This window comes from Plesiocystis pacifica SIR-1, assembly GCF_000170895.1.
Lineage (GTDB): Bacteria > Myxococcota_A > Polyangia > Nannocystales > Nannocystaceae > Plesiocystis > Plesiocystis pacifica.
This window is the reverse complement of sequence record NZ_ABCS01000008.1, coordinates 106,310-132,440: the sequence shown is the minus strand read 5'-3', so window position 1 is coordinate 132,440 and position 26,131 is coordinate 106,310. Positions and strand designations below refer to the sequence as shown.

The window sequence follows — 26,131 nt, the reverse complement described above, 5'->3', positions numbered from 1 at the left end:
TGGTGTCCTCAGCGTGCCGCGGGCACGCAGGAAAGGAACGCCATGAACCCTTCATCGAGCACCCTCACCGTGCTGATCGCGGCCCACAGTGCAGGCCAGCGAGCAGCGCTGTCGGACATCCTCTGTGCCACTCGGCCCGGCCTGAGCATCGCCAACTTCCCGGACACCGAGAGCAAGGAGGCCGGGGAGCCGGGGCCTACTCTGCACATGGCGATGGTCGTCGAGGTCCACGGAGAGGGCGAGGCGGCGTTTGGATCGCTGACGCAGCAGGTTCGCGCGAGCCACCCCGCGCTCCCCATCGTCGTCATCGCTCCGAGTTTTGACCGTGGCGCCGTGGGCGTGCTCGCGAAGGTTGGCGGCGTGACCATGATGCCGAGTCCCTGCGAGCCCTCGGCGTTGCTCCGTGCCATGCAGGCCGATCCCGAGGCGGGGGGCAGCCTCGGCCCCGCCGCCAACCGCGACGCGCGGGCTGAACTTGGCGCCCGCGTCGCAGCCTCGCGCAGCGGTGTGCTGCACGTCGAGGCCGCCGGCCGCGAGGGGGCCATCCACATCGAGGAAGGTCAGCTGGTCCACGCGCACACCGGCGAGCTCATCGGGGCGGCGGCCGTGGAGGCCCTGCTCGCCCTGTCCGAGCCCGCGCTGCGCTGGATCGCGGGGCGCAGCGCGACGGCTCGGACGATCCAGCATCAGGGCTTCCTCAGCCCCGCGGCCGGGCGGACTTCAGTCAAGCCGCGGACGACCGCGACCCTCGAGACCGGCGCCCCCCAAGACGTGCTCAACAAGATCTCCCGCCTCGCGGGGACGCCGGACATCCTCGCGGCTTACCTGCTGCGCGACTCCGAAGTGGTGATGGGGGAGTGCTCGGCGGAGCTCGACCCGGAGATCCTCCAGCGCACGCTCTCGCGCATGTCCCTCGTCTATCACGACATGGAGCGCATGCAGGGCGACGCCGCGGGCACGGAGATCCAAGCGACGATCGGCGAGCATCGCCTGGTCCTCGATCGCCTGGGGCCGACGCGCCTGGGCTTCCAGATTGGCGTGGTCGTGCGCCAGGCGACGCCCGTCTGCAAGAGCCTGCGCCGGCTCATCCGCCAGGTCGACCGCAGCTTCCGGCGGGCCCTCGCGCGCTCACAGACGCACGCGGGCCCTCGTGAGGCTCCGCTCCACCGCGTCGCCTGAGCGGGGCCGAGCGGACGACACGACACGACACGGCCGGGGCGACGCCGAGTGCGCTCCGGCGTGTCGAGACCCGAGCCGTGGGCCGGGTGAGCGCGGGTGATTGAGTGCCCGAGGCGGACGCGCGATGATGCCTTGGTCGATGGGCGGCGCGGACGAAGCGAAGGCGTGGACTAGAGCGTGGGTCGTGGCCTTCACGCCCGCGCTGGTCCTGGGGTGCGTGGACGCCTCGGTGCAGGGCGGGAGCGGCAATGGCGACGAAGGCTCCGACTTCGGCGTCGGCGAGGTCTCGGTTGGGCTCGTGGAGATCAACCAGGGGACGCGCGTCGACGTCGCGGTCGACGGCGTCGCCATCGATCCCGAGGCCCGCACGAGCGCGCTCTACACCGGGCGCGACGCCTGGCTCGGCGTGCACGTGGAGGTCAGCGAGGACTGGGCGCCGCGGAGCCTCGAGGCCCGGCTGAGCCTGGCCACGGAGTTCGAGTCGTGGACCCTGAGCCAGACGCGCTTCGTATCCACCAGCGCCGACGCCGAGGCGTCCGTGCGCGTGCAGGACGACCCCGAGGGCAGCTTTTGGTTCGTGCTCGACGCCGCCGCGGGCCAGACCGATCCGGGCCTGCGCTACGCCGTCGAGCTGTTCGAGGCCGACGGGACCCCCCTCGCGGCCGCGGGCAGCGAGGGCTTCGAGCAGGCGGGCTTCGAGGCCAAGACCATGGGCGTCGAGCTGGTCGTGGTCCCCGTGCGCTACGCCGAGAACGAGCCGGGCCTCGACGGCGGCGTGCTCGACGATCTCCTCGACGGCTTCTACGAGCGCAACCCGATCACCGAGCTCGAGGTCACCGTGCACGAGCCCGTCGAGTTCGACGGGAACCTGTTCGAGCTCGGGCTGCTGCTGCCCTGGCTGGGCGAGCTGCGGGCGAGCGAGGGGGCAGCGCCGCAGGTCTACTACCACGCGCTGATCGACGTCGGCGAGCCGACCCTCGGGGGGCTGCGGGGCATCGCCGGCATCGCCGGGGACCAGCCGGGCGACGACGTCGACCGCGTCGCCGCGACGGTGCTGTGGTCCGGGAACCCGGGGCTGTCGACCGTGACCTTCACCCACGAGATGGGCCACGCCCAGGGCCTCGTGCACGTCGAGTGCCCGGGCGCTGCGCCCGATGGCGTGGACGGGAGCTACCCCCACGCCGACGGGCTGATCGGCGCGCGCGGGGTCGGGCTGCTGCGGGCGGACATCTTCGCCGCCGACGGGGCCTACGACTACATGAGCTACTGCGCCCCGCGCTGGGTCTCGGACTTCACCTGGGGGCGCTGCGCCGAGCGCATCGAGCTGCTGTCGAGCTGGCCCGAGTCGCCGCCGCCCTCGGCTGGGCTGGGCGAGCGCGTGCTCATGGGCTTGATTACTCCGCAGGGGCGGGAGCGGTGGTGGTGGATGCCGAGCGCCGGGCCGTCGTCGAGCGCGAGCCGGGCCGCGGGCCCCGACCGCCTCGAGCTCGTCGACGTCGACGACGTCCGCCACGAGCTACCGAGCACGCGGACCTGGCTCAGCGACGAGCGCAGTCAGTGGATTCGAGTGAGCGTGCCGGCGGAGCTGGCCGAGCGCGGCGGGACGTGGACGCGCGTGCGCGGGGAGCTGCGCGCGCCTGTCAGTCTGGGTCGCTGAGGAGGCACCCGCGCGCCGGGTCAGTCCTTGCAAAGTCGAGCTTCGCGCTCGGCTGCCTCGGCGTCGCCGTCGAGCTCGGCGAGGGCCGCCAGATCGCAGTGGATCGTCGGGACGAAGGGGTTTTGACGGATGGCGCGATCGAGGGCCGCGCGCGCGCCCTCGGGGTCGCCCGTGAGCCGGCGGGCGTGGGCCTCGGCCGCGGCGATGTTGGCGTTGTCCGGCTCGTGCTCGCCCGCGCGAATCAACAGCGGCAGGGCCTCCTCGGCGCGCTCGAGCTCGAGGTAGAGCTCGCCGAGGCGGCGCGCGAGCTTGGGATCGTCGCGGACCTCGGGGTCGGCCGCGCGGGCCTTCTCGTACTCGATGACCGCGGCGTCGAGGTGCCCGCGCAGGGTCAAGAGCACGCCCAGGCGCGCGAGCTGGCGCCCCCGACCGCCGCCGAGGTGCGAGAACACGTCGCCGCGCAAGCTTGGGTCGTCCTGGAGCTGGCCGGAGCTGCCGGGGTCGTCGTCGGCGCGGAAGTCGATGCTGGGCAGACCCGCGCCCGAGCCCGCGCGGCTGTGGGCCGTCCGGGCCGTCATCACGGTGCGCCAGCGGGCGAAGAAGTCGTCGAAGTCGGCGCCCCAGGCCTCGGCGAGGGCCTCCTTGGCGTCGACGCCCTCACCCACGAGGGTCATGAAGGTCGCCATGCCCTCGGGGCCGCGCTCTTCCTCGAGCAGGCCGAGCATGGTCTCGGCCTCGGCGTAGGCGAGGGCGGCGAGCTCCTGGCTGGGCAGCATGGCGACGGAGGGGTGCATCTGCTCGAGGGTGACGAGCTCGTCGCGGGCCAGGGCGTCGTGGAGCAGGCTGCGGACCGGCTCGCTCAGGCCGGGCGTTTCGCCCTCCGGGGTCCGCCAGCGGGTCTCCATCAGCTTGGCCATGCCCTCTTGCATCCACACCGGCGCGTTGTTGCGGGTGCGCATGGTGAGCACGTAGTGGACGTACTCGTGGACGGCGGTGTCGAGCCAGCCGTAGCCGTGCAGCATCACCCGCGGGGTGATCATCATGACCCGGCGGTACTTGCAGATGCCGACGGTGCCCGTGGTGTAGATGTTGTCGAGGGTCAGCGGGGTGACCAGGGCGAGCTTGCCGGCCTCGTCATAGAACTCGAAGCGGATCGGGTGGTCGGGGCGAACGCCGACGTCCTCGCCGAGGGTGTCGTAGGCCTCGGCCATGGCCTCGAACAGGTAGGGCGCCAAGATGGCGTCGCGGCGATCGGCGAACACGGCCTCGAAGCGCCCGTCGTCGCTGCGCAGGGTCACCGCGTCGCCCAGGGCCAGCTGGGCTCCGCGGGCGACCTCGAGGTAGTAGCGCGCGCGCCCGGCCACGGGGTCGCGCTCTGGGTCCGCGCCGCCGGCCGCGACGACCCCGGCGAGCAGGCTCTCGGACTCGGGGTAGTCGGCCTCGTAGAGGGCGAGCATGCCCTCGGCCAGGTCGCGCTCGGAGCCCGCGGGGATCTGGCTCAGCCGGGCCCGGGCGCCCTCGAGGTCCCAGGCGTCGACGTCGACGAGGAAGCGCTGCAGGGCCGCGCTCTCGATGCGCTCGGGCGTCGCGGGCTGCTCGCTTTGTTTGGGGCTCTGCTCGGGCGGCGCGGCCTCGGCCGGAGAGGTCGCCGCGCCGTGGGCCGCGAGGGCGAGGACGAGGGCGAGGCCGGTCAGCTTGGTGAGCTTGACCAGGGCGCGCACGCGCGCGCGGCTGGGCTGGGTTGGGGCCGTCATCGCAAGAGCTCCTCATAGTAGCGCTTGGTGTCGGCGTCGAAGTCGTCCCGATCGCCCTCGCGCATGGCCTCGACGACCTGGTCGCGGAGCGAGCGGTCGCGGTCGGCCTCCGTGGAAGACTCCCCGCCGCTGGACTGGGGCGGGGGCGGGCTCGACTGGCGCAAGCTGTCGATGGCCCGCTGCAGCCCCTGCCAGGCTCGGGAGGCGCCGTCGAGGGCGTCGTCGAGGGCGGCGTCGTCGAGGCCCTGACCCGCGCGCTGCATGCCCTCGTCGGCCGAACGCATGGCGGCCTCGCCTGCGTCCGGCAGCAGGTCCGCGGCGGGGTCGTCGAGGAGCTCGCGGCTGCGCTCGCGCAGGGTCTCCTGGCGCTCGCTGAGGGCCTCGAATTGCTCGGTGCTCTCGGGCGGCAGGGTGTCCTCGGGGTCGGGCAGCTCGCCGCGAAGCTCGGTCTGCAGTCGCGCCGCTCGCTTCGCCAGCTCGTCGAGGGCCTTGGCCTCGTCGCCCTCGGCCCCGGCCTTGGCTCGACGGAGGGCCTCGTTGGCTCGCTGGGCCGCCTCGAAGAGCTCGAGCTGTCCGGCTTGGCCGTCGGCGTCTTCGGGCGCGGCGTCGAGGGCGTCGAGGGCCTCGCGCGCGTCCTCCCAGGCCGTGCGCCCCTCCCGGGACAGGCGCGCGTCGTTGACGGCCTCGACCTCCTCTCGAAGCTTCTCGGCTTCCTGCTTGGCGCGCTCGGTCGCGTCCGTCTCGGCCCGCTGGTCCCCGACGCTGGCGCGCCATTGCTCGTGGAGCTTTTGGGCCTCGGCGCGCACGCCCGCCTCTTCGTCCTGCAGCCGGCTGAGCTCGCGCAGCAGCTTCATGCGCTTGCGGTCCTCCTCGCTCAGGGCGGGGGAGGGCGCCTCGGCGCCGCTGCGCTGGACCTGCTCGCGCAGCTGCCGGATCGCGTCGAGGCCGTCCCGGGCTTGCTCGAGGGCGCCCTCGACGTCGCCGCGCTGGAGCTGCTCGAGGAGCTGCTGGCTACGCATGCGCGCCTCCATGGCCTTGTAGGCGTCGAGGTTCATCCACTCCTCGCCGACCTCCTTGCTGAGCTGGGCCTGGGCCTGCTGGAGCCGGCGGGTGTCCTCGCGGATGCGCTGCTCGAGCTGCTCAATCTCCGGGCGCACGGACTCGTCGCCCGCGGCCAGCTGCTCGAGCTTGTCGACGAGCTTTTGCTGCGAGGCCTGCAGGCGCGCCACGAGGGCCTCCATGCGCTCGATGATCTGGCCGTCGACCAGGTCGTCGAGGCGGATGATCTCGTCCTCGAGGGCCTCGACCTCTTTTTTGTTGTGCCGCCCGAGCTTGGCCAGGAGCTTGTGGGCCTTGCGCACCCCGCCCTCGTCGAACTCCGAGCCGACCGGGAGCTCCTCATGGAGCGCGAGCTCTTCGCGGTGCAGCTCGAGCAAGCGGGCGTGGATGCCCGCGAGGGTCTCGACGTCGCGCTCGGCGACCATGGCGTCGACGGCCAGAGCGTCTACGGCGTCGGCGAGCATGGTCAACAGCTCGGCCGAGGCCAGGTGGATGCGCCGGGCCCGATCGAGGCGCGCGGGCAGCTGGATCAGGCGATTGGTCGCGTCGCTCGTGGGCTCGTCGAAGACCTTCGTCGTCAGCCGGACGGCGAGCAGATCGACGGCGCCGTCGCGGATGGTCTGCAGGTCGCGGATGTTCGCGGCGTGCTCGGCCTCGTCGTCGCGGACCAGGAGGCGCTGGCGGGCCGAGCTGGCGACCTTGCCGGGGCCGTCGTCGAGGGGTGTGCGGCCGAGCCCGGGGTCGTTGTCGCGGACCTCGATCCAGTAGCTGACCTCGCTGCGATCTTCGATGGGGATGGTCGACAGATCCCAGCGGTGGCGGTGCTGCCAGCGTCGCGCCGCGCCGCCGGGGGCCGTGCCGGCCGGGAGGCGCACGCGGCCGCCCTCGACGCTGCCGTCCTCCCCGTCGATCTCGTAGACGAGCTCGGCCTGGACCACGCCAAAGTCATCGCGGGCCGAAAAGCGCAGGTCCACGGCCTGGGTCTCGCTGGCCTCGCGCTGGGCCTCGGGCAGGGGGAGCAGCTCGACCTCGGGGGGACCGTCGGGCTCGAGCTCGAGGCGCATGGGGGGCGAGCGGCGAGCGGCCCGGGCCAGGGGCGTGTCGGGATCGTCGAGCAGCACGGCGATCCACGAGCCCGCGCCGCGGAAGGTGAAGCTCCCGGTCCAGCGCAGCGCTTCTTCAACCTCGGCTTCGGGCTTGGGGTCGGGCTCGAGGGGGGCGAGCTCGATGAACTCGGGCTCCGGGGCCGCCGCGAGCTCGACGCTGTCGGGCACGAACACGACGCGCACGTGCTCGGCGGGCTCCTCGAGATCCATGGTCAGGCGGACCTCGGTACCGGCCGGGATGCGCAGGGCGCCGCTGGGGTTGGGGACCACCCGGGGCGCGCGCTGGGTGTAGTCGGGATAGTCGAGCTCGAGCTCGAGGCGCGTCCACACGTCCTGGGGCGGCGGGGGAGGGCGAGCGTCGGCGCCCGCGAGGGTGATCAGCAGGGCTTGCTGCCCCCACGCGGTGCTCATCAAGGTGGTCAGACCTGCGACGGCCAGGGTCGCCGCGAGCAGGCGCGACCACAGCTTGGGTCGGTGGGCGCCCAGGCGGGGGTCGAGGTCGAGGGTGGCGACGCCGATGCGCCGGACGTAGGCGGCCGCGAGCTCGCGCGAGCGGGCAGGGCCCTCGTCGGCGGGCTCTCTCTCGAGGTCCAGCCACAGCTCCGTCGCGCCGAGGAGCTCGTGGCGCAAGGTCGCGTCGCGCTCGCGCTCCCGCGGCGTCGCCCGGGCGCGCAGCGGTCCTCGGTGAGCGGCGACGCTGCGCGCGACGGCCATGGGCGTCCCTGGCGGAGCCGCAGCATCCAAAATCGCCACACGGTCCAGGCCAGCGGCGCGAGCACACACACGGGCAGCGCGAGGGCGAGCCCGAGGTCACCGCGGAAGCTCCAGGCGACCGCGAGCAGCCCGAGGCCCGCGAGCAGCGCCCAGCCCGAGGCCAGCTCGACGACGTGGACCGCGAAGGCGCGGCGTCGCGCGAGGGCCTGGACGTCGCCCAGGTACTCACGAAGCAGCTGGGCCGCTGCGGCTCGGGGCGCCCGCATGAAGTTCTTGGATACCCTCGACGGGGGTCGACGGGTAGGCGGTGCGAGATGCGCATTTTGCTTCTCGGGGCGTTTGGCTCCCCAGGCGGACGGGTCACGGCGTGTGCGACATCGGCCAGTGTTCGGGCCATGGCTGTGCGAATTCGCCCAGCCCCGGCGCCGTGTTCGGGGCATGTTGGGCGAGCATTGGGTATAACCGTGGGAGCAGGCCCCATTTCCGGGCGCCAAAACCGCGCTTTCGCAGGCATCCCTGACGGCGCGATCCCCCTCACGCACCGCTTCTGGCCTCGACGGATCCTCGATCTTCGGGCATGTGTTCGGACGCATCCCCGCCCAGACCCGCCAAATGAGCCCCAACTCGCCTTCTCCTCTTCCGTCGAGCCGCTGAATAGCGATCGAGACTCCCCGTCCATAGGCAGCGACACACGTGGTTTCCACAGACGCCGAGGACCTCGTCCTGGTAACCGCCGTTCAAGGCGGGGACAGGCGAGCATTCAAGATTCTGATGCAGCGCTATCAGCGCAAGGTCTATGCGGTCGCCTTCGGATTCCTCCGCAACCAAGAGGACGCCCTCGACGTGGTGCAGGAGAGCTTCATCAAGGTCCACCGGTACATCGGGAAGTTCGAGGGCAACTCGAGCTTCTACACCTGGCTGTACCGGATCGTGGCCAACCTCTGCATCGACCACTTGCGCAAGGCCAAGCGGCACCGCGACGTCGAGTTCGATGACGGGTTGCGCCACGACGGCAAGGACGAGCCCCCCTCGGACTTGCTGCCGCACCTGGCGCAGTTTGGCGATCCCTCCGACATGCTCCGCCGCAAGGAGATTCTTCAGGCCGTCGAGGCCAGCTTGGATCACCTCAGCGACAAGCACCGCGCCGTCATCGTGATGCGCGAGCTGCAGGGCATGTCTTACGAGGAAATGGCCCAGGCCATGAAGTGCTCCAAGGGCACGATCATGAGCCGGCTGTTCCACGCGCGTCGCAACATGCAGAAGCTGTTGACCGAGCAGCTCGGTGCCTGCGTCCCTTCGAAAGATGTCGTCACCGAGGCGATTGGTCAGCATAAACGGGCGGCCGAGGCCGTCGGAGTGATGCGATGAGCGCCGAATCAAACACCTCCAACTTCGCCCTGAGCGAGGAGCTGTCGGCTTATTTCGACGGTGAGCTCGACGCCGCGGCCGAGGCCGCGATGGAGGCCGAACTCGAGGCCAACCCGAGCCTGGCCGAGCAGCTGGGCGATCTCTCGTTCATGCGCGAGATCGTCGCGGGTGATCTCGAGCTTCAGGCCGAGCGCGTGCCCGAGGCGCGCTTCGAGCAGATCTGGGACAGCTTCGAGCGCAGCCTCGAGCGCGAGTCCCGGCTGCAAGAGGCCGCCGAGGCGCCGCCCAACCTGTGGGAGCGCCTGCTCGAGTGGGCCCGACCGCTGCGCGTGCCCTTGGCCGTGGTCGGCACCGCGGCCGTGGTCGCGCTGGTGTTCGCCAAGTCGATCCAGGCCCCCGAGCCGGACCAGGGACCGGACGCCGTGGCCTCGAATACGCCCGAGGATGCTGCGTCTGACCAGCCGGCCGCCGACGAGGCGTCCACGCCCGAGTCCGAGGCGCCCAGCCTTTCGACTCCCTCAAAAGCGCCGCAGATGGCGGTCGCTCCCAACCCCGACACCAAGGCCGAACCCGAGATGTTCCCGCAGCCCGAGCCTGGAGAAGCCGAGATTCGCCACATCTCCTTTGGTGGGCGCACCGGCACCATCTCTCAGGTCGAAGGTACCCGGGGCACCACCACGGTCATCTGGGTCACCGAAGACGTTCCCGCTCAAAGTGAGCGCTCGCTATGACGATGCACGCGAAGATCTTGGCTTCCACTCTGGCCAGCTGTCTGGCGGTCCCGGTCGCCCTCACCGGTGCGTCGCTGGTCTTGCTCGCTCCGGCTCAGGCCGACGCTGCGGTCAGCGACGCGACCTGCCGCATCCACGCCGTCGAGGCGACGGAGACCGGCGACGGCACGATCCCCAAGGACCTCGGCTTCCTCAAGGATCAGCTCGAGGCCCCAGAGTTCGCCCGCTACAAGAGCTTCCGCTTGCTCGAGTCGAAGGACTTCAAGCTGACCTTGAACACGGTCGTCGAGGAGCGCTTCAAGTCGGGTCACTCGGTCAAGCTCAGCCTGCTCGGCGGCGACAAGGACAAGCTCGAGCTGAGCACCGATCTGATGCGCTCGGGCACCTCGCTGGTGAACATGAACTTCTCCATGCGCAGCAACCAGATCGTGCTCATCCCGGTGCGCCGCTCGGACTCGATGGTGATCTTCGCCTACCAGTGCAAGGCTGGCTGAGCGCGCCCACACCGCTGACCATCAGGCGCCAGACTTCGGGTCTGGCGCCTGATTTGTTTGTGCGCGCTTGATTTTTTGCACCTCACTTGGGGAGCTCGGGCTTGCTCACGGATGAGGACGGCGGGCTGAGCTCTGTTTTGCCCCCATGGGCGCCTGGGACCGGGGGCGCTTCGTCGCTCCGCTCCTCCGCTTTGGCTTGTGGGCAATGGAGTTCGTGCCTTTGAGAGGGCATCGGGTCGCCCCCGCAAGCGGGGGGCGTGGATTCGTTGACAGTCCCTGAGTCGTGGACGTGGGGCAGGGAGGGCGTGGCGTCGTCCACGACGGCTAAAATCGTCAGGGACGTGGGGCAGGGAGGGCGTGGCGTCGTCCACGAGGGCGAAAATAGTTAGAGGCTGTGAATTCATTCACAGCCTCTGAGGCGTCCACGGACGCCAGCGTCGCAACGCTGCGCTAAGGTCCCCAACCATGGCCGCGCGCTCCCCACAGCGCCGCACTCGTCGGCGGCGCATCCTGCTCACCGCCCTCGCGGTGTTCGGGGTGTTGCTGGCCGCGGGGCTGATCGCCCTGCTGACGCTGCCGCGCTGGGCGGGGCCGCGGATCGGCCGAGAGCTCGAGCAGCGCCTGGCCAATCGCCTCGAGCTCGAGGTCCACGTCGACGAGTTCGCGATGAGCTGGGAGGCCATCGACATGGGGGGCGTCGAGCTCGACGGCGAGGGCCTGCACCTGGTCGTCGACGCCGTGCACGTCGAGCTCGATCGCAGCGCGCTGTGGTCCGCCCGCATGCAGGTCGTCGAGGCGGAGGCCCGCGGAGGCTCGCTGGACGCGGAGGCCGAGGCCCTCGAGTCCCTCGCCCGCCGCCTCGAGGCCATGGCCAGCGCGGACGAGGACGAAGGTTCGCGCAGCTGGTGGCGGCGTCGCTTGAGCCTCACGCCGGAGCTGGCGAGCGCGAGCGAGATCGCCGTGGCCGTTCGAGACGGCGCGCGCCGGGTCACGGGCCAGGCGAGCGCGACCGCGGACCTCGACGGGCGCAGCGTCGATCTGCGCCTCGAGAGCATGCGCGCCGACCTGGGCATCGGGCCCCTGCTGCGGGCCGACGCCGTCGACACCCACGTCGAGCAGCGCGACGCGTCCTTGCGTTTTCCCCTGCGGGTGAAGCTCGAGGGCGCCTCGGCCCAGCTCGACGAGAACGTGGCCGTCGCCGGAGTCGCAGGCTCGGTCTCGATCCTCGACGCCGAGCTCGCGGAGATCGGCGTCGAGCTCACGGGCGGCTTCGCCGAGATCCGCGAGGGGGAGGGCGCGGCGGGGGAGGGCGCGCAGCTTTGGTCGGTCTCGGGCCGCTTCGCCCGGGATCTGAGCGCCGGATCCCTCGAGGTCGACATGGAGGCCTTCGAGCTCGGCCGGGTGCCCGACGTGCTCGAGCGCCTGCCCGTGGTCGACTCGGACAAAGCGACCATCGGCGGCCAGCTGCAGATCGACTTTGGCGGGGGCGTGGCGCGCCTCGACGGCGACCTGGCCGTCGCGGGCCTCAACGTCAGCCACCCCCTGCTCGCCCGCGAGGTCGTCCACGACGTCGGCTTTGGCCTCGACATCGAGGCCGAGATCGACCCCGACGCGCGCCACCTGAGCCTCGAGCGCCTGGCCGTCGCGCGCGCAGGCGTGGAGCTCATCGCCACCGGCGACATCGTGCACGCGGCGGCCCGTGAGCAGCGGCGCTACCGCGTGGATCTCGAGGTGCCCGAGGTCGACTGCCAAAAGGTCCTCGACGCCATCCCCCGCGAGCTCGCCCCGGGCCTGGCGGAGTTCGAGCTCGGCGGCGTGTTCCAGGCCAAGCTGGCCATCGAGGCCGACTTCTCGAAGCTCGACGACCTGCGCCTCGAGGGCGCCGTCGATGCCGATCGCTGCCGGGTCAACGTCGCCCCGCGGCGGGCCTCGGCGGCCGCCCTCAACCGCGGCTTCAGCCACCGCGTGACCATGCGCGACGGTCGAACCCGGACCGTCCGCCTGGTGCCCGGATCGAGCAGCTACACGCCCCTGGCCAACATCTCGCGCTACATGACCGAGGCCGTGCTGACGACCGAGGACGGCAGCTTCCGCCGCCACGAGGGCTTCAACACCACGCAGCTCGAGGCGGCCCTGCGCCGCAACCTCAAGGCCGGCAAGATCCGCCTGGGCGCGTCGACGATCACCATGCAGATGGTCAAGAACGTGCTGCTCAGCCACGAGCGCACGCTCTCGCGCAAGCTCCAGGAGCTGTTCTTGACCTGGTGGGTCGAGGAAGCCCTGAGCAAGCAGCGGATCATGGAGCTCTACCTCAACGTGGTCGAGTTTGGCCCGGGCATCTACGGGGTGACCAACGCCTCGCGCCACTACTTTGGCAAGCACCCGGCGGAGCTGACCTCGCTCGAGGCGGCCTACCTCGCGCTCATGCTGCCCAGCCCCGTGCGCCGCCACGTGCACTACTGCAACGGCGAGCTGACCGAGCGCTTCACCAAGAAACTGCACTGGATCCACGACCTGATGCTCGAGCGCGAGCGGATCACCGCGAGCGAGCACGCGATCTACGGCGCGATGCCCCTGGTCTTCGACCTGCTCGAGCGCGGCGACCCGGAGCTGTGCCTGGCCGAGATCGAGGAGCTGATGGCGGGTACGCACACCCAGCGCGCGCTCTCGGGCTTGATGGGCGACGGCGACGAGTCGGCCTTCGACGCGGCCTCGGGCTGGGCGGGGGCGGGCGAGACCGGGCCCTCGTGGGGCGTGCGCCCGCCGCTGCCGAGCGCCGTCGATCTGCCGGTCATCGGGGGCGAGGGCGCGGACGGAGGGCCCGGCGAGGGAGACGTGGACGGGCGCCTGCAGCCGCGCGAGAACGCGGACTGGTTCGAGGGCCCGGGCGGCGACCCGTCGGACCCGGCCAGCGCCGACGCGCCGGGCCGCCCGGCCATGGACGACGGATAGACGAGACGACAGCATGAAGCGAGACGAGATCACCAAGCTCGTGGACCACTACGGCCTCGACGCGATGCTCGAGGCGTTGACGCCCTACGTCAGCGAGCGTCGGCGCGAGCGCATCGAGTCCGTCCTCGACGCCCGCCTGGCGAGCGTGCAGGTGGCGATCGAGAACCCCTACGACCCCCACAACGCGGCGGCGGTGGTCCGCAGCACCGAGGCCCTGGGCGGCTGGACGGTGCACGTGATCGCGGCCCACGAGCGCATCTTGCGAGCCAAGGGCACGACCACGGGGACCCACCACTGGCTCGAGACCCGCAACCACCGGACGCTCGCGGACTTCGAGGCCCACCTCGGGCCTGCCCGCGCGGCTGGGGGGGCTGGGGGCCCTGGGGAAGGAATGATCCTGGCCGGCGCCTGCGTCGACGCCACGCACATGCTCGAGGAGCTGCCCGTCGACCGCCCGCTGTGCCTGCTGTTTGGCAACGAGCACGCGGGGCTCAGCCCCGAGGCCAAGGCGAGCTGCGATCTGCGCTTTCGCATCCCCATCCACGGCTTCGCCGAGAGCTACAACCTCTCGGTCTCCGCGGCCCTGACCCTCTACTCCGTGACCACGCGGCGGCGGGCGGCGATCGGCCGCGCCGGCGACCTCGAGCCCGGCGCCCTGGCCATCGAGCGCGTGCGTTTTTACCTGCAGAGCATCGATCGCCGCCACGCCAAGGCCCTGTTTCCCCCCGTCGAGTAGACTGCGCCCGTGGCCAAGCGAGCTGCCAAACACACCGACGCGGACGCCGGTAAGGGCCGAGAGCCCGGAGGACGCGAGCGCTGGCTACCCCGCTGGCTGCGGATCACGCTGATCACCACTTTGGTGCTCGGCGTGCTCGCGGGCCTCGGCGGCGTCGGCAGCATCGTCGGCGTGTTCTGGTACTACGGCCGCGACGTCCAGGAGGTCGACGCCGCGACGCTGCGGGACTACAGCCCGCCGCAGGTCACCCGGGTGCTCGACCGCAACGGCGTGCTGATCGGCGAGATCTTCACGCAGCGCCGGACCTTCGTCGCCTACGAGGACATCCCCGCCCACGTCGAGAACGCCTTCCTGGCCGCGGAGGACTCGGACTTCTACCGCCACGAGGGCATGGACTACATCGGCATGGTCCGGGCGCTGATCGCCAACCTCAAGGCCCGGGAGGTCCGCCAGGGCGCCTCGACGATCACCCAGCAGGTGGTCAAGAACTTCTTGCTGACCTCGGAGAAGAGCCTCGAGCGCAAGGTCCAGGAGCTGGTCCTGGCCCGGCGCATCGAGGACATCCTCGACAAGCAGGAGATCCTCGAGCTCTACCTCAACGAGATTTACCTCGGCCACGGGCGCTACGGCATCGAGGAGGCCAGCCGCTTTTACTTTGGGGTCGGCATCGAGGAGATCGACCTGGGCCAGGCGGCCTTGCTCGCGACCTTGCCCAAGGCCCCGGGCACGCGCACGCCCTACAAGGACTACGAGCGCGCCAAGGCCCGCCAGGTCTACGTGCTCGGGCAGATGCAAAAGCACGGCTTCGCCAAGCCCGAGGAGGTCGAGCGCTTCATCGACGCGCCCTTGAAGATCGTCGATCGCTCGCCGGACGCGACGGCCGACACCAGCATTGAGAGCGATCCCGAACGCGAAGCCAAGGTTCAGCCCGGCGCCGAGGAGTTCGTCGACCTGGCCCGGGCCGAGCTCATCGAGCGCTACGGCGAGGACGCCCTCGGGGAGCTCGGCGCGACGGTGACCATGACCGTCGACCTCGATCTTCAGCGCAAGGCTCGGGCGGGGCTCCTCGACGGGCTCGTGACCATCGACGAGCGGCGCAACTGGGGCCACGGCATCGAGCCCGCGAAGGCCAAGAACCTGGCCCGGGCCGAAAAGCGCGGCAAGGGGCCCCTCGCGGTCGGCCGCGTCTACCCGGTGATCATCGAAGAGCCGCCCGCGGACCTGCCCAAGGCGCTGCGCGGCCAGGGCTTCGCGGCGCGCATCGGGGAGGACTTCAAGGTCTGGGTGCGGGTCGCCGAGGGCAGCCGCTACGACGAGCCCGAGCGCAGCCACGCCGAGCAGTTCCCCGTCGGCGGCATCACCATGGGCCGGGTGCTCGCGCTCGAGGCCAAGGACGACCTGGGCCTGCCCGAGGGCTGGGGCTTGGCCGAGATCGGCTCGGGGCCCGAGGCCGCGGTCGTGCTCGCCGACGTCGACACCGGCGAGGTCCTGGCCATGGTCGGCGGCTACCGCTACGGGCGCGGCGACTTCAACCGCGTGCTCAAGGCCAAGCGCCAGCCGGGCTCGGCCTTCAAGCCCTTCGTCTACGGCGCGGCGCTGCGCAGCCAGAAATTCACGGCCGCGAGCCTCATCGAGGACTCTCCGGAGATCTACGAGAAGTGGCGCCCGACCAACTACGAGCGCGACGTCTACCGCGGGGAGATCCGCATGCGCGTGGCGCTGACCAACTCGGTCAACACCGTGGCCATCAAGCTGCTCGACGCCGTGGGCATCGACGCGGCCATCGAGCTCGCGCGGCTGTGCGGCATCGAGACCGAGCTCGGCCGCGACCTCTCCCTGGCCCTGGGCACCTCGGAGGTCACGCCCTTCGAGCTCATGCGCGCCTACCTGACCCTGGCCCGGGCCGGCTCCCGCGTCGAGCCCAGCCTGATCCGCTCCATCGAGGTGCCCGGCAGCAAGCCGTGGACGCCCGAGCGCGCGGGCGAGCAGGTCGTCGACGAGGGCGTGGTGTTCGTGCTCGCCAGCATGATGCGCTCGGTGGTCGAGGAGGGCACGGGGACCCGGGCCAAGAAGCTGGGCGTGCCCGTGGCCGGGAAGACGGGCACCGCCGCCGAGAGCCGCGACGCATGGTTCGCGGGCTTTAGCTCCGAGCTGGTCGCGGTCGCCTGGGTCGGCTTCGACACGCCCAAGCCCATGCGCCGCGAGAGCGGCGGCCGGGCGGCCCTGCCGATCTGGCTCGCCGCCATGCAGGCCGCCCTCGACGGCCGCGAGCTCCCCGTCGCCGAGGCCGAGTCCGGCGTCGCCCCGGCCTTCTCGCCCTTCACCCCGCCGCCCTCGGTCAGCGTGCGCAGCATCGACAAGGCCACCGGGTTGCTCGCGCCCGCGACGGTCGTCGACGCCGAGGGCGTCGAAGGTCCGCCCCCCGCCGACTCGATCATGGAGGAGTACTTCGTCGCCGGGACCGAGCCCACGCAGGTCGCCACCGGAACGGTCGCGGCGACGGACGAGGCCAAGGCCGACATCCTCCTCGATCTCTACGGCGACGGCGAAGACGCGGGCGAAGCCGCCGAAGACGACGCAGCCCCGGACGAGCCGGCTGCTCCCGAAGGCGAGGAGGCCCCCGCTGCACCCGCGCCGGCCCCAGAGCCCAAACCGAGCGAGGCGGACGGGGACGGCTACGACGAGCTGCCCGGCCTGTGAGCGCCGCCTAGTTGGTCTCTTCGAACACCAGGGTGTCGAACTCGAGGGCCGCGAGCACGCTGTCCTCGAGGTCCTTGGGCGACACCGCGGCGAAGTCGATGCCGTCGAAGAAGCTGTCGTAGGTCTGGACGATCTTCAGGTTGCGCGGGAACTCTTCGTCGTCGAGGGTCAGCGGCCCGCCGCCCTGGATGTCGGAGAGATCCAGGATCGCCCGGGCGCCGCGGGGCGTGATGATCTCGAAGGGGACCTGCTCGTCGTCGCCGCGCCTGGCCTCGCCGATGATGTAGATGGTGTTGCCCTCGACCTCGGAGTTGTCGGGTTCGACGTGGTCCTCGAGGGTGTCGTCGACGATGTAGGGGGCGAAGTCGACCTCGACGGCGCAGAACTGTCCGTCGTCGACGGTCACGGCGCCGAGGGGGAGGGTCTCGCCGTCCTCGATGGTGATGTAGTTCTCGGCGCAGGGGCCCCAGAACATCTCGACGGACACGGGCGGCTTGCCGCAGGGCACCAGGCGGACGTTGGCGGTGGTCACGTAGGCCTGGAACAGGGAAATCTCCCAGCCCTCGTCGTTCGCGAACACGCGGGTCTCGCCTTCCATCCCGTAGTCCGGATATTGCGAGGGCGAGCTGGGCGTGCCGCCGTGGGCAGTGAACACGCTGACCGTGGAGGTCGTGCGCCCGTTGAACAGGTCCTCGAGGCCGCAGCCTGAGGTCATCATCGCCGACAGGCAGAGGGTCGAGGCGAGGAGCGTGGGTCGGCGCGCGTGCAGCATTGGGGGCGCCGGAAAACTAACAGGCCGAACACGGCGACACAACGGTCTCGAGGTGGGGAAACTGGTCTTCGTGCCAGGAGCAAATTGCAGAATTGCGCCGAATTCGCACGGTTTCGACGGCGCGCGCAATTTTGATTCATCCACTTTCTGTAATCCAGCACCACACCAGTGAGCCTTGGTGAGTGGTCTTCGAAGCGGCGGGCACAGAGCAGCCGATCTGAAGCCGAGGACACGCTTTTTGCTCTGGTAGAGTCCGCCGGTGTCGAAGACGCTGACGGTTTCAGAGTCCAGCGTGGCCCCGCGCCCGCGTCGGTCCTGGGAGGGGGTCTGGGGCCGCCTGTGCGCGCTGCTCCTCGCCCTCACTTGTGCCCTGAGCCCGCTGCAGGCGAGGGCGGCCCCACCTGCAGAAGAGGAGGAGGGCATGGGCTTCGAGGAGGCCGTGGACGCCGGCTTTGGGGTCGTCGTCAATTTCCTCGGCACGGTGCTGTTCTTCCCGCTGTTCGCGGACTCGGAGACCGCGAGCACCGACGAGGTCCTCGACGAGGTCGCGGACCTGCCCAAGCTCGAGGCCCTCGTCGACGAGCTCGAGCAGCAGGGCCTGGCCGTGCCCAACGCGAGCCTGACCGTGACCCTGCCCGCAGACGCGGTCGCCGAGGAAGAGCTCGAGGCGCTGACGAAGGCCTTTCAGGAGGGGCTGGTGCCGAGCGCTCCGGTGGGCACGCGGACCTTCACCCTCGTGCTCGACGAAGAGGCCACGGGCACGACGATCACCGGCAACACCGGCGGCGTGCCCTTCATCGCCCTGTGGCTGCTGCTCGGCGCGATCTTCTTCACGCTGCGCATGGGCTTCATCAACATCCGAGCCTTCCGCCACGCCATCGACGTGGTCCGCGGCATCTACGACAACCCCGAGGACGAGGGCGAGGTGTCCCACTTCCAGGCCTTGGCCTCGGCGCTGTCGGCCACGGTCGGCCTCGGCAACATCGCGGGCGTGGCCATCGCGGTGGCCATGGGCGGGCCCGGTGCGATCTTCTGGATGATCGTCGCCGGCTTCCTGGGCATGTCCTCGAAGTTCGTCGAGTGCACCCTCGCCCAGATCTACCGGACCAAGCGCGACGACGGCCGGGTGCTCGGCGGGCCCATGGCCTACCTCGACGCCGGCCTGACCGAAAAGGGCATGAAGCCCCTGGGCAAGGTGCTCGCGGTGATGTTCGCGGTGATGTGCATCGGCGGCTCCCTGGGCGGCGGCAACACCTTCCAGGTCAGCCAGTCCCTGGGCATCCTGCGCACGCAGTTCCCGGTGTTCGACAGCCACCCGTGGATCTACGGCGTGGTCATGGCCGTCGCCGTGGCCATCGTGATCCTCGGCGGCATCCAGCGCATCGCCTCGACGGCCGAGAAGATCGTCCCGCTGATGTGCGGCATCTACGTCGTCGCCTGCCTGTTCATCCTGATCATGAACGCCTCGGCCATCCCCGGCGCCTTCGGCCGGATCTTCGCCGAGGCCTTCACGCCCATGGCCGGCTTCGGCGGCTTCGTCGGCGTGCTGGTCACGGGCATCCGCCGGGCGGTGTTCTCCAACGAGGCCGGCGTGGGCTCGGCGTCCATCGCCCACTCGGCGGCGAAGACCGAGTACCCCGTGCGCGAGGGCGTCGTCGCCCTGCTCGAGCCCTTCATCGACACCATCGTGGTCTGCACCATGACCGGCCTGGTCATCGTGATCACCGGCGCCTTCGAGGACGCCGCCAACCACGACGTGATCGCGGCCTCCGAGGGCGCGGCGCTCACGGCCCGGGCCATGGGCGGCGAGATCAGCTGGTTCCCGTGGGTGCTGACCATCGCCGTGGTCCTGTTCGCCTACTCGACCATGATCTCGTGGTCCTACTACGGCGAGCGCTGCTTCGTATACCTGTTCGGCGACGGCTCCTCGACGGCCTACAAGATCATCTACGTCGTGTTCGTGTTCCTGGGCTCGGTCATCACCGCGACCAACATCCTCAACTTCGGCGACTTGATGATCCTGTCCATGGGCTTCCCCAACATCCTCGGCCTGGTGCTGCTGAGCGGGAAGGTCCGCGGCCAGCTCGATGAGTACATGGACAAGCTGCGCTCGGGGAAGATGAAGCGCTACGAGCCAGCGAAGGAGGGGTGAGCCGTGCTCTTTGGCCAGGGAGAGGGGCCCGAGTGGAGCCGCGTGTTCGCGGTCCACGACGCGGCCAGCGGGCTGCGGGCGATGATCGTGATCCACTCGACCGCGCGGGGCCCCGCGCTCGGGGGGATTCGACGCATGCGCTACGCCAGCGAGGACGAGGCCCTGCTCGACGCGCGCCGGCTGGCCGAGGCCATGAGCCTCAAGTGCGCCCTGGCCGAGCTGCCGGCGGGCGGGGCCAAGGCGGTGATCCTCGATCACGAGGGCCTCGACCACGACGCCGCGTACGCGGCCCTCGGTCGCGCCGTCGAGGAGCTCGGCGGGCGCTACGTGTGTGGCCCCGACGTGGGCACGAGCGCGGCGGCCCTGGACCTCGTCCGCCAGCACACGCGCTGGGTCAACCCGGCGGGCAACGACGCGGGCGCGTCGACGGCCGCGGGGGTGCTCGCGGGTCTGCGCGGGGTCTGTCGGGTGGCCTTCGGCGACGCCTCGCTCGGGGGGCGGCGCTACGTGATTCAGGGCCTCGGCTCCGTGGGGGGGGGCCTGGCGGCCGCGCTCGTCGAGGCCGGGGGCGAGGTCGCGGGCTGGGACCCCGACGCGGCCGCGCGGGCTCAGGCCCAGGCCCTGGGCGTCGAGATCCTCGAGCCCGGTGATTGGCCGCTCGAGCGCGAGCCCTGCGACGTGTTCATGCCCTGCGCCCTCGGCCAGACCCTCGACCGCGAGACCTGCGAGGCGGCCTCGTGGCGGGCGGTGTGCGGCTCGGCCAACAACCAGCTCGTCGACGCCGAGGCCGGGGCCATCCTCCACCGCCGCGGCATCGCGTGGGCGCCAGACTTCGTCGTCAACGCGGGGGCGGTGATCGAGGGGGCGGAGACCCTGCTGGGGGAGGCCGAGGGCTGCCGCGAGCGCGCGGCCCAGGCCATCGCCGCCATCGAGGGGCGCTGCGCGTCGATCCTCGAGGCGAGCCGGAGTCAGGACGCGCCGCCGGCCGAGGTCGCCATGGCGCGCGCTCGAGCGCTGCTGAGGGAGGGCTGAGCCGTGGCGCGTGGACCAGGGAGTGGACTGGGCCGGCGAGGCTTTCTGAGCGCCTGCGCGGGCGCGGGGGCCCTCGGGGTCGCGGCCGCGACGGGCTGCGCTCGGTCGCGCTGCGAGGCGGTCGAGGTCCCGGAGCTGGAGAGGGTCGAGGGGCCAAAGACAGACGCGTCGACGCCCGCTCCCGAGGTCGCTCCCTACGCCGAGCTCGAGGGTTTTTGCGAGGGACTCGAGCCCGTCACCGTGGCCGAGTACGAGGGCCGCATCGAGGCCCTGCGCCGACGCATGCGCGCGGCCGGGCTCGCGGGCGTGGTGCTCGAGAGCGGCGCCGACATGCGCTACCTCGGGGGCCCGCGCTGGCGCCGGAGCGAGCGACCGCTGCTCCTCGCCGTCGGCCTCGAGGGACCGCCCGCGCTGATCGGCTCGGCCTTCGAGCGCCACACCTACGCCGGCCACCCCAGCCCCCTCGCGCTCGAGCTGCGCACCTGGGAAGAAAACGAGGACCCCTACGCCCGGGCCCTGGATGCTCTAGTCGCCCTGGGCGCGGGCCGAGGCAGCGCCCAGGTGGCCGTGACGCCCGACACCCGCGGCTTCGTGATCGCCGGGCTGCAGGCCGCCGGCAAGGGAAAGGTCGAGGTCCAGCTCGACAGCGCCGTGGTCGAGGCGGGGCGCCGGGTCAAGAGCCCCACGGAGCTCGCGCTGCTGCGCCGGGCCAACGAGGCGACCAAGGCGGCCATCGCCGCGGCCGCCCAGACCCTGCACGTCGGCGTGACCGAGGCCGAGTTCGCGGCCCAGATCCGCGCGGCCCAGCGAGCCGCCGGCCTGAGCACGCCCTGGGTGCTCGCGCTGTTCGGCCCCAACGCGGCCTACCCCCACGGCAACCCCCACGGCGAGGGCGAGCGGGGCGCTCGTCCCCTGGCCGAGGGCGAGCTGGTGCTCGTCGACACCGGCGGCTTCCTGCACGGCTACGCCAGCGACATCTCCCGGACCTTCGCCTTCCCCGAGCCCTCGGTCATCGACGCCGATCGACGCCGCGCCTGGGACACGGTCCGCGCCGCGCAGCAGGCCGCCTTCGAGGCCATCCGCCCCGGGGTGACCTGCGGCCAGGTCGACGCCGCGGCCCGGGCCGTGATCGCCAAGGCCGGCTACGCCGAGGGCTACGGCGACTTCACCCACCGCCTCGGCCACGGCATCGGGCTCGAGGTCCACGAGCCGCCTTACCTCGTCGACGGGGCCTCGCGCGGCCCCGGGCGGGCGGGCCCCGAGCGCGTGCTCGAGGCCGGCAACACCATGTCCAACGAGCCCGGCATCTACCGCGTCGGGGCCTTCGGGGTGCGCATCGAGGACATCGTCGCCGTGACCGAGACCGGGGCCGAGGTGTTCGGGCCGTGGTCGGCCTCCCTCGACGAGCCCTTTTGAGCGGCGGAGGGGTTGAGCCATGTCTGCGCCCGAGCCCGCCATCGTCCTCGACGGCCTGAGCAAGCGCTTTCGGGTCAACCAGCGCGACCCGGGCCTGCGCTCGGCGATCGCGGCGCTGTTTCGCCGGGAGTACGTCGAGGTCGACGCGGTCCGCGAGCTCAGCTTTTGCATCGACGCCGGGGAGCGCGTGGGCTTTTTGGGCCCCAACGGCGCGGGCAAGACCACGACCCTCAAGATGCTCGCGGGCCTGCTGCACCCCACGGGCGGCCGCGCCCAGGTGCTCGGCCACGTGCCCGCCCGGCGCGAGCCCGAGTTCTTGCGGCGCGTGGCCCTGGTCATGGGCCAAAAGCGCCAGCTGAGCTGGGACCTGCCGGCGCTGGACACCTTCGAGCTCAACCGGGTGGTCTACGAGGTCGAGCGCGGGACCTACGACGCGCGCCTGGCCGAGATGCGCGAGCTCCTCGACATCGACGCGGTCGTGCGCAAGCCCGTGCGGACCCTGTCACTGGGCGAGCGGATGAAGTGCGAGCTGGTCGCGGCCCTGCTCCACGGGCCCGAGGTGCTGTTCCTCGACGAGCCGACCATCGGCATGGACGTCGCCATGCAGCTGGCGATGCGGGAGTTCGTGCGCGAGTACAACCGCCGCCACGGGGCGACGATCGTGCTGACCAGCCACTACATGGAGGACGTGGCCGCGCTGTGCGATCGCATCCTGGTCATCGACGAGGGGCGGCTGCGCTTCGACGGCTCCATCGACGCCCTGGTCCGGCGGATTCGACCGCTGCGCCGGGTCAGCGTGCGCGCCGCGGTGTCCGAGGCTCTCGACGTTCTGGACGCCCTCGGTGAGCGAGTCGAGGCGCAGGTCGGCAGCGTGGCCTACGACGTCCACCCCGACCGGGTCCCCGAGGCCGTCGCGGCCCTGCTCGCCCTGCCCGGCGCCCGGGACCTGCGAGTCCGCGACGCGCCCCTCGAGGAGGTGATGCGCGAGCTGTTCAGCCGCAACGAGCGCCTTGGCCTCGACGAAGAGGAGGGCGGGTGAGCCTCGGCCCCAAGCTCGGCGCGCTGTGGCGATTGGGCGTCGCCGAGGCCACGGCCTACCGGGCCTCGCTGCTGGTCTGGGTGCTGACCACGGCGCTCCCGCTCGTCAGCTTGGTGCTGTGGCACGCCCTCGCGGCCGACGGGCCCATCGCCGACTACGACCAGCGCGCCTTCGACAGCTACTTCGTCGCGGCCTTCTTGGTCCGCCAGCTGACCGCGACCTGGATCGTCTGGGACCTCGACCGGCAGATCCGCACGGGCGAGCTCAACGCCCTGCTGATGCGCCCGGTCAGCCCCGTGCTCCACCACGCGATGTTCAACCTCGCGGCCATGCCCCTGCGCGCGGGCCTGGCCGCGCCCGTGGCCGCGCTCGTGCTGATCGCCACGGGCGGCATGAGCCTGGCCGACTCGGCGTCGAGCTGGCTCTTGTTCGTGCCGGCGCTGATCCTCGCGTGGCTGCTGGCCTTCTCGATCCAGCTGTGCATCGCCTGTTTGGCCTTTTGGCTGACCCGGGCGAGCGACCTCTACGACCTGTGGATCAGCGCCTACATCGTGCTCGCGGGCTACCTCGTCCCGACCAGCCTGTTCCCCTCGGGCTTCGGCGAGGTCGCCCGGGCGCTGCCCTTCCACGCGACCCTGGGCTTCCCCGTGGAGCTGCTCATCGGCCGCCTCGACACCGCCGAGGCCTTGACCGGCATCGGCATCCAGCTGGCCTGGCTGGCGCTGTTCATGACCCTCGGGGCCTGGCTGTGGCGCCGAGGCCTGCGCGCCTACGGAGCCTTCGGTGCCTGAGCTGGGAAGGAACCTGCGCTACGTCGCGGCCGCGCTGCGGGTCTCGGTGCTCGCCGCCCTCGAGTACCGCGTGGGCTTTTGGACCGAGGCCGTGCTCGGGGTGATCTGGAGCCTCGCGGGGGCGGCCCCGCTGGTCGTCGCCCTCGAGCACCGCCCGGACATCGCCGGCTGGACCCCCTGGGAGGTCGTGCTGCTGTCGGGCTTCTATCTGATCTTCGCGGGGGCCTTCGGCGCGCTCATCGAGCCGCCGCTGTTCGAGACCATGAACCACATCCGCCGGGGGACCCTCGACTACGTGCTGCTGCGCCCCGTCGACAGCCTGCTGGCGTGCATGGTCAGCGCCTTCCAGCCCTGGCGCAGCCTCGAGATGTTGGCCGGGGCAGCGCTTGTCGTAGTCGCCGCGCTGCGCCTCGAGCTGCGCCCGGGGCCCGAGCAGCTGGCGATGCTGGCCGGGGCGCTGGCGTGCGGGTTCACGGCGCTCTACGCCCTCGGCGTGCTCGCCCTGAGCCTGAGCTTTCGGGCGATGCAGCTGCAGAACCTGGCCTTTTTGATGGAGTCGAGCATCGAGCTCGCGCGCTGGCCCATCTCGGTGTTCCGCGGCCCGCTCAAGGCGGTGTTCACCTTCGTGATCCCCTTCGCGGTGATGACCAGCTACCCGGCCCAGGCCCTGCTCGGGCGCCTGGACCTGGGCGCGGCCGTGGGCGCGCTGGTGACCGCGGCGGCGCTCGCTGGGTTGGCGCGCGTTGGCTGGGCGCGCGGCGTGAAGAACTACACCTCGGCGTCGAGCTAGTCGCTGGATTCAGCGGCGGCTTCGAGCTGCTTGGTGACGACGCGCAGGCGCTTTTGGGTCGTCGCGTTGTCGGGTCGGGCGTCGAGGGAGGCGGCGTAGTGGGCCTGGGCCTGGGCCAGCGCGCCGATGGCCTCGCTGATGCGGCCGAGGTTGAACAGCAGGGCGCCGCGGGTGCGCGGATCGTCGGCCACGCGCAGCCCCTGGAGGCAGGCCGCCTCGGCGGACGCGTGGCGATCGGCCCGCATGTGCTGGACGCAGAGGTTGCCCCAGTCCCTGGCGGAGAGGCCCTGAGCGCGGTCGAAGCTCCCGCCCGGGCACTGGTCGAGGGCCACGGTCGGCGGCGAGACCTGGCTCGGCTCGCGGCCGAGCTTGGGGTTGGCGGCCACGGCGTCCTGGAGCGGGCGCAGGTCCGCGTGCACGCGCACGCCGAGCACGTCGAAGGTCGCGTCGAAGCCGGACAGTTTGAAGCGGTGCGCCGGTTCCTTGGTGCCGGGGCGCCACAGCTCGTAGCGGGTCCCGCGGGCGAACAGCCCGGTGCTGCCGTCGGTGGCGATCCAGTACTCTCGGCTCTGGCGAGCGAGCTGGGCGTGGGGCTTGAAGGGGTCGGGCTCGCCGCAAGGATCGTTGACGCTGGGGCAGCGATCCGGGCGGACGCGCATGCGCCGGACCCCCCGCGTGCCGCCAGCGTGGTGGATGTTGTCCTCGACGCGATGCAGCGAGCCGCGGCGCAGGACGAAGATGTCGGCCTCGCCGTAGTAGTCCGGCTCGCACAGGTTGGGCATCTCCTCCATGTCGAGGTAGGGCCAGGGCAGGGTGATGGCTGCGGGCTCGAGGTCGAAGCACTCGATGCCGCCGAGCTGGCCGTCGACGAACGCGGACAGGGAGGGCGGCTCGTGGATGAGGTCGGCGCTGCTATCGAAGGCGTCGTAGATGCTCAGGGCGCCGTAGCAGGCCCCGTTCCAGTCCCAGCCCAGGAACTGCAGCCGCCCGCCGACGATGGCGACGGGGGCGTCCTCGCCCTCGCCCTCGCAGGGCTCGTAGACCTCGCCGTCGACCCACTCGGGATCGGGGGGCGGGTAGCCGGACCGGTCCTCGGGGTAGAGGCACCCGCAAGGACGCGCGTCCTTGGCCTCGGGGGCGAGCTCGCGGGTGGTGAGGCTGCCGTAGGTGCAGGCGTCGTCGGCCGTGAGGCAGGGGCAGGGGGGCAGGTCGAGGGTGCGCGCGCGGTCGTGGCTGAGCACCGTGGTGTGGCGCAGGGCCGGCGGGGAGCTGCGGTCGTCTTGGATCCACAGGCCTTCGGCGACGAGGGGCGGGGAGCCGTCGAAGGGGATCAGGGCGCTCTGCTCGACGGTGTAGACGACGAAGCCGGGGACCGCGTGTGCCGGGTCGAGCTCGAGGTCGAGCTCGAGCTCGAGCTCGGGTTGTTTGGGCTCGGGCTCTGTGGGCGCCTCGGGGACGGGGTCGATCGGGGGCGCCTCGGCGGCCTCGGGCAGGCCTTGTGCGGGGCTGGACCCGAGGGTCGGCGCGGGCCCTCGCGGGGTGCAAGCGGACGCGAGGGACACCAGCGCGATCAGCTGGAGCGAGGTCGAGGGAGAGGTCGCGTCGCGCATGGTCGAAGGGGTGTCCGGTCTGGACCCAAAAACGGCTCACCCATGGTCTCACCCCCGGACTCGATGGCGCTATGATGCC

18 protein-coding genes are annotated in these 26,131 nt (G+C 71.4%); 14 read left to right on the top strand and 4 right to left on the bottom strand.

The window, feature by feature from the left end; genetic code table 11:
* Nucleotides 1–42 precede the first annotated feature (42 nt).
* Together PPSIR1_RS06170 and PPSIR1_RS06165 are read left to right on the top strand one after the other, a co-directional pair.
* Nucleotides 43–1,179, top strand: coding sequence for a DUF4388 domain-containing protein (locus PPSIR1_RS06170; protein WP_157595246.1), 1,137 nt, complete (start codon nt 43–45; stop codon nt 1,177–1,179).
* Between the two features lie 184 nt (nt 1,180–1,363).
* A complete protein-coding gene (locus PPSIR1_RS06165) occupies nt 1,364–2,836 on the top strand; it encodes a zinc metalloprotease (protein ID WP_006970139.1) in 1,473 nt (490 codons plus the stop codon).
* A gap of 20 nt (nt 2,837–2,856) precedes the next feature.
* On the opposite strand, the gene PPSIR1_RS06160 is transcribed toward PPSIR1_RS06165, so the two are convergent.
* Nucleotides 2,857–4,590 (bottom strand): peptidase MA family metallohydrolase, encoded by a 1,734-nt coding sequence (locus PPSIR1_RS06160; protein WP_006970138.1) that lies wholly within the window; start codon nt 4,588–4,590, stop codon nt 2,857–2,859.
* Complete coding sequence (locus tag PPSIR1_RS06155) at nt 4,587–7,469, bottom strand: DUF4175 family protein (RefSeq protein WP_006970137.1); 2,883 nt, start codon at nt 7,467–7,469, stop codon at nt 4,587–4,589. The genes PPSIR1_RS06160 and PPSIR1_RS06155 overlap by 4 nt, the downstream gene beginning before the upstream one ends.
* 693 nt (nt 7,470–8,162) lie before the next feature.
* Here PPSIR1_RS06155 and PPSIR1_RS06150 point away from each other — a divergent pair.
* The 6 genes from PPSIR1_RS06150 (at nt 8,163) to PPSIR1_RS06125 (ending at nt 16,450) form a co-directional block, all read left to right on the top strand.
* Entirely contained in the window at nt 8,163–8,837 is a 675-nt protein-coding gene (locus PPSIR1_RS06150; protein ID WP_157595245.1) for an RNA polymerase sigma factor, read from the top strand.
* The gene (locus tag PPSIR1_RS06145) at nt 8,834–9,568 is read left to right on the top strand and encodes a hypothetical protein (protein ID WP_006970135.1); all 735 of its coding nucleotides are present in this window, start codon (nt 8,834–8,836) and stop codon (nt 9,566–9,568) included. The genes PPSIR1_RS06150 and PPSIR1_RS06145 overlap by 4 nt, the downstream gene beginning before the upstream one ends.
* Before the next feature lie 17 nt (nt 9,569–9,585).
* The gene (locus PPSIR1_RS06140; RefSeq protein WP_157595244.1) at nt 9,586–10,062 is read left to right on the top strand and encodes a hypothetical protein; all 477 of its coding nucleotides are present in this window, start codon (nt 9,586–9,588) and stop codon (nt 10,060–10,062) included.
* Nucleotides 10,063–10,527: 465 nt separating this feature from the next.
* Nucleotides 10,528–13,014, top strand: coding sequence for a biosynthetic peptidoglycan transglycosylase (locus PPSIR1_RS06135; protein WP_006970133.1), 2,487 nt, complete (start codon nt 10,528–10,530; stop codon nt 13,012–13,014).
* 13 nt (nt 13,015–13,027) lie between these two features.
* The gene (locus tag PPSIR1_RS06130; RefSeq protein WP_006970132.1) at nt 13,028–13,750 is read left to right on the top strand and encodes a TrmH family RNA methyltransferase; all 723 of its coding nucleotides are present in this window, start codon (nt 13,028–13,030) and stop codon (nt 13,748–13,750) included.
* 9 nt (nt 13,751–13,759) lie between these two features.
* On the top strand, nt 13,760–16,450 hold the full coding sequence (locus tag PPSIR1_RS06125; protein WP_006970131.1) for a penicillin-binding protein 1A: 2,691 nt from the start codon (nt 13,760–13,762) through the stop codon (nt 16,448–16,450).
* Between the two features lie 7 nt (nt 16,451–16,457).
* On the opposite strand, the gene PPSIR1_RS06120 is transcribed toward PPSIR1_RS06125, so the two are convergent.
* Nucleotides 16,458–17,222 carry a hypothetical protein gene (locus PPSIR1_RS06120; RefSeq protein WP_006970130.1) on the bottom strand — a complete coding sequence of 255 codons (765 nt, stop codon included), beginning with the start codon at nt 17,220–17,222 and terminating at the stop codon, nt 16,458–16,460.
* A 421-nt stretch (nt 17,223–17,643) separates the two neighbouring features.
* Between PPSIR1_RS06120 and PPSIR1_RS06115 the strand changes: the two genes are divergently transcribed.
* The 6 genes from PPSIR1_RS06115 to PPSIR1_RS06090 are packed head-to-tail and all read left to right on the top strand — an operon-like array spanning nt 17,644 to nt 24,442.
* Nucleotides 17,644–19,374: an alanine/glycine:cation symporter family protein gene (locus tag PPSIR1_RS06115; RefSeq protein WP_006970129.1), complete on the top strand. Its 1,731-nt coding sequence runs from the start codon at nt 17,644–17,646 to the stop codon at nt 19,372–19,374.
* A 3-nt stretch (nt 19,375–19,377) separates the two neighbouring features.
* A complete protein-coding gene (locus tag PPSIR1_RS06110) occupies nt 19,378–20,406 on the top strand; it encodes a Glu/Leu/Phe/Val dehydrogenase dimerization domain-containing protein (RefSeq protein ID WP_006970128.1) in 1,029 nt (342 codons plus the stop codon).
* Nucleotides 20,407–20,409: 3 nt separating this feature from the next.
* Nucleotides 20,410–21,822: a M24 family metallopeptidase gene (locus tag PPSIR1_RS06105; protein WP_006970127.1), complete on the top strand. Its 1,413-nt coding sequence runs from the start codon at nt 20,410–20,412 to the stop codon at nt 21,820–21,822.
* Between the two features lie 19 nt (nt 21,823–21,841).
* The gene (locus tag PPSIR1_RS06100) at nt 21,842–22,861 is read left to right on the top strand and encodes an ABC transporter ATP-binding protein (protein WP_006970126.1); all 1,020 of its coding nucleotides are present in this window, start codon (nt 21,842–21,844) and stop codon (nt 22,859–22,861) included.
* Complete coding sequence (locus tag PPSIR1_RS06095; protein ID WP_006970125.1) at nt 22,858–23,652, top strand: ABC transporter permease; 795 nt, start codon at nt 22,858–22,860, stop codon at nt 23,650–23,652. The genes PPSIR1_RS06100 and PPSIR1_RS06095 overlap by 4 nt, the downstream gene beginning before the upstream one ends.
* A complete protein-coding gene (locus PPSIR1_RS06090) occupies nt 23,645–24,442 on the top strand; it encodes an ABC transporter permease (RefSeq protein WP_006970124.1) in 798 nt (265 codons plus the stop codon). Before PPSIR1_RS06095 ends, PPSIR1_RS06090 begins: the two co-directional genes overlap by 8 nt.
* Here the strand turns inward: PPSIR1_RS06090 and PPSIR1_RS06085 are convergent.
* The gene (locus PPSIR1_RS06085) at nt 24,439–26,052 is read right to left on the bottom strand and encodes a tetratricopeptide repeat protein (RefSeq protein WP_006970123.1); all 1,614 of its coding nucleotides are present in this window, start codon (nt 26,050–26,052) and stop codon (nt 24,439–24,441) included. The two genes, PPSIR1_RS06090 and PPSIR1_RS06085, sit on opposite strands and share 4 nt — an antisense overlap.
* Nucleotides 26,053–26,131: the final 79 nt, after the last annotated feature.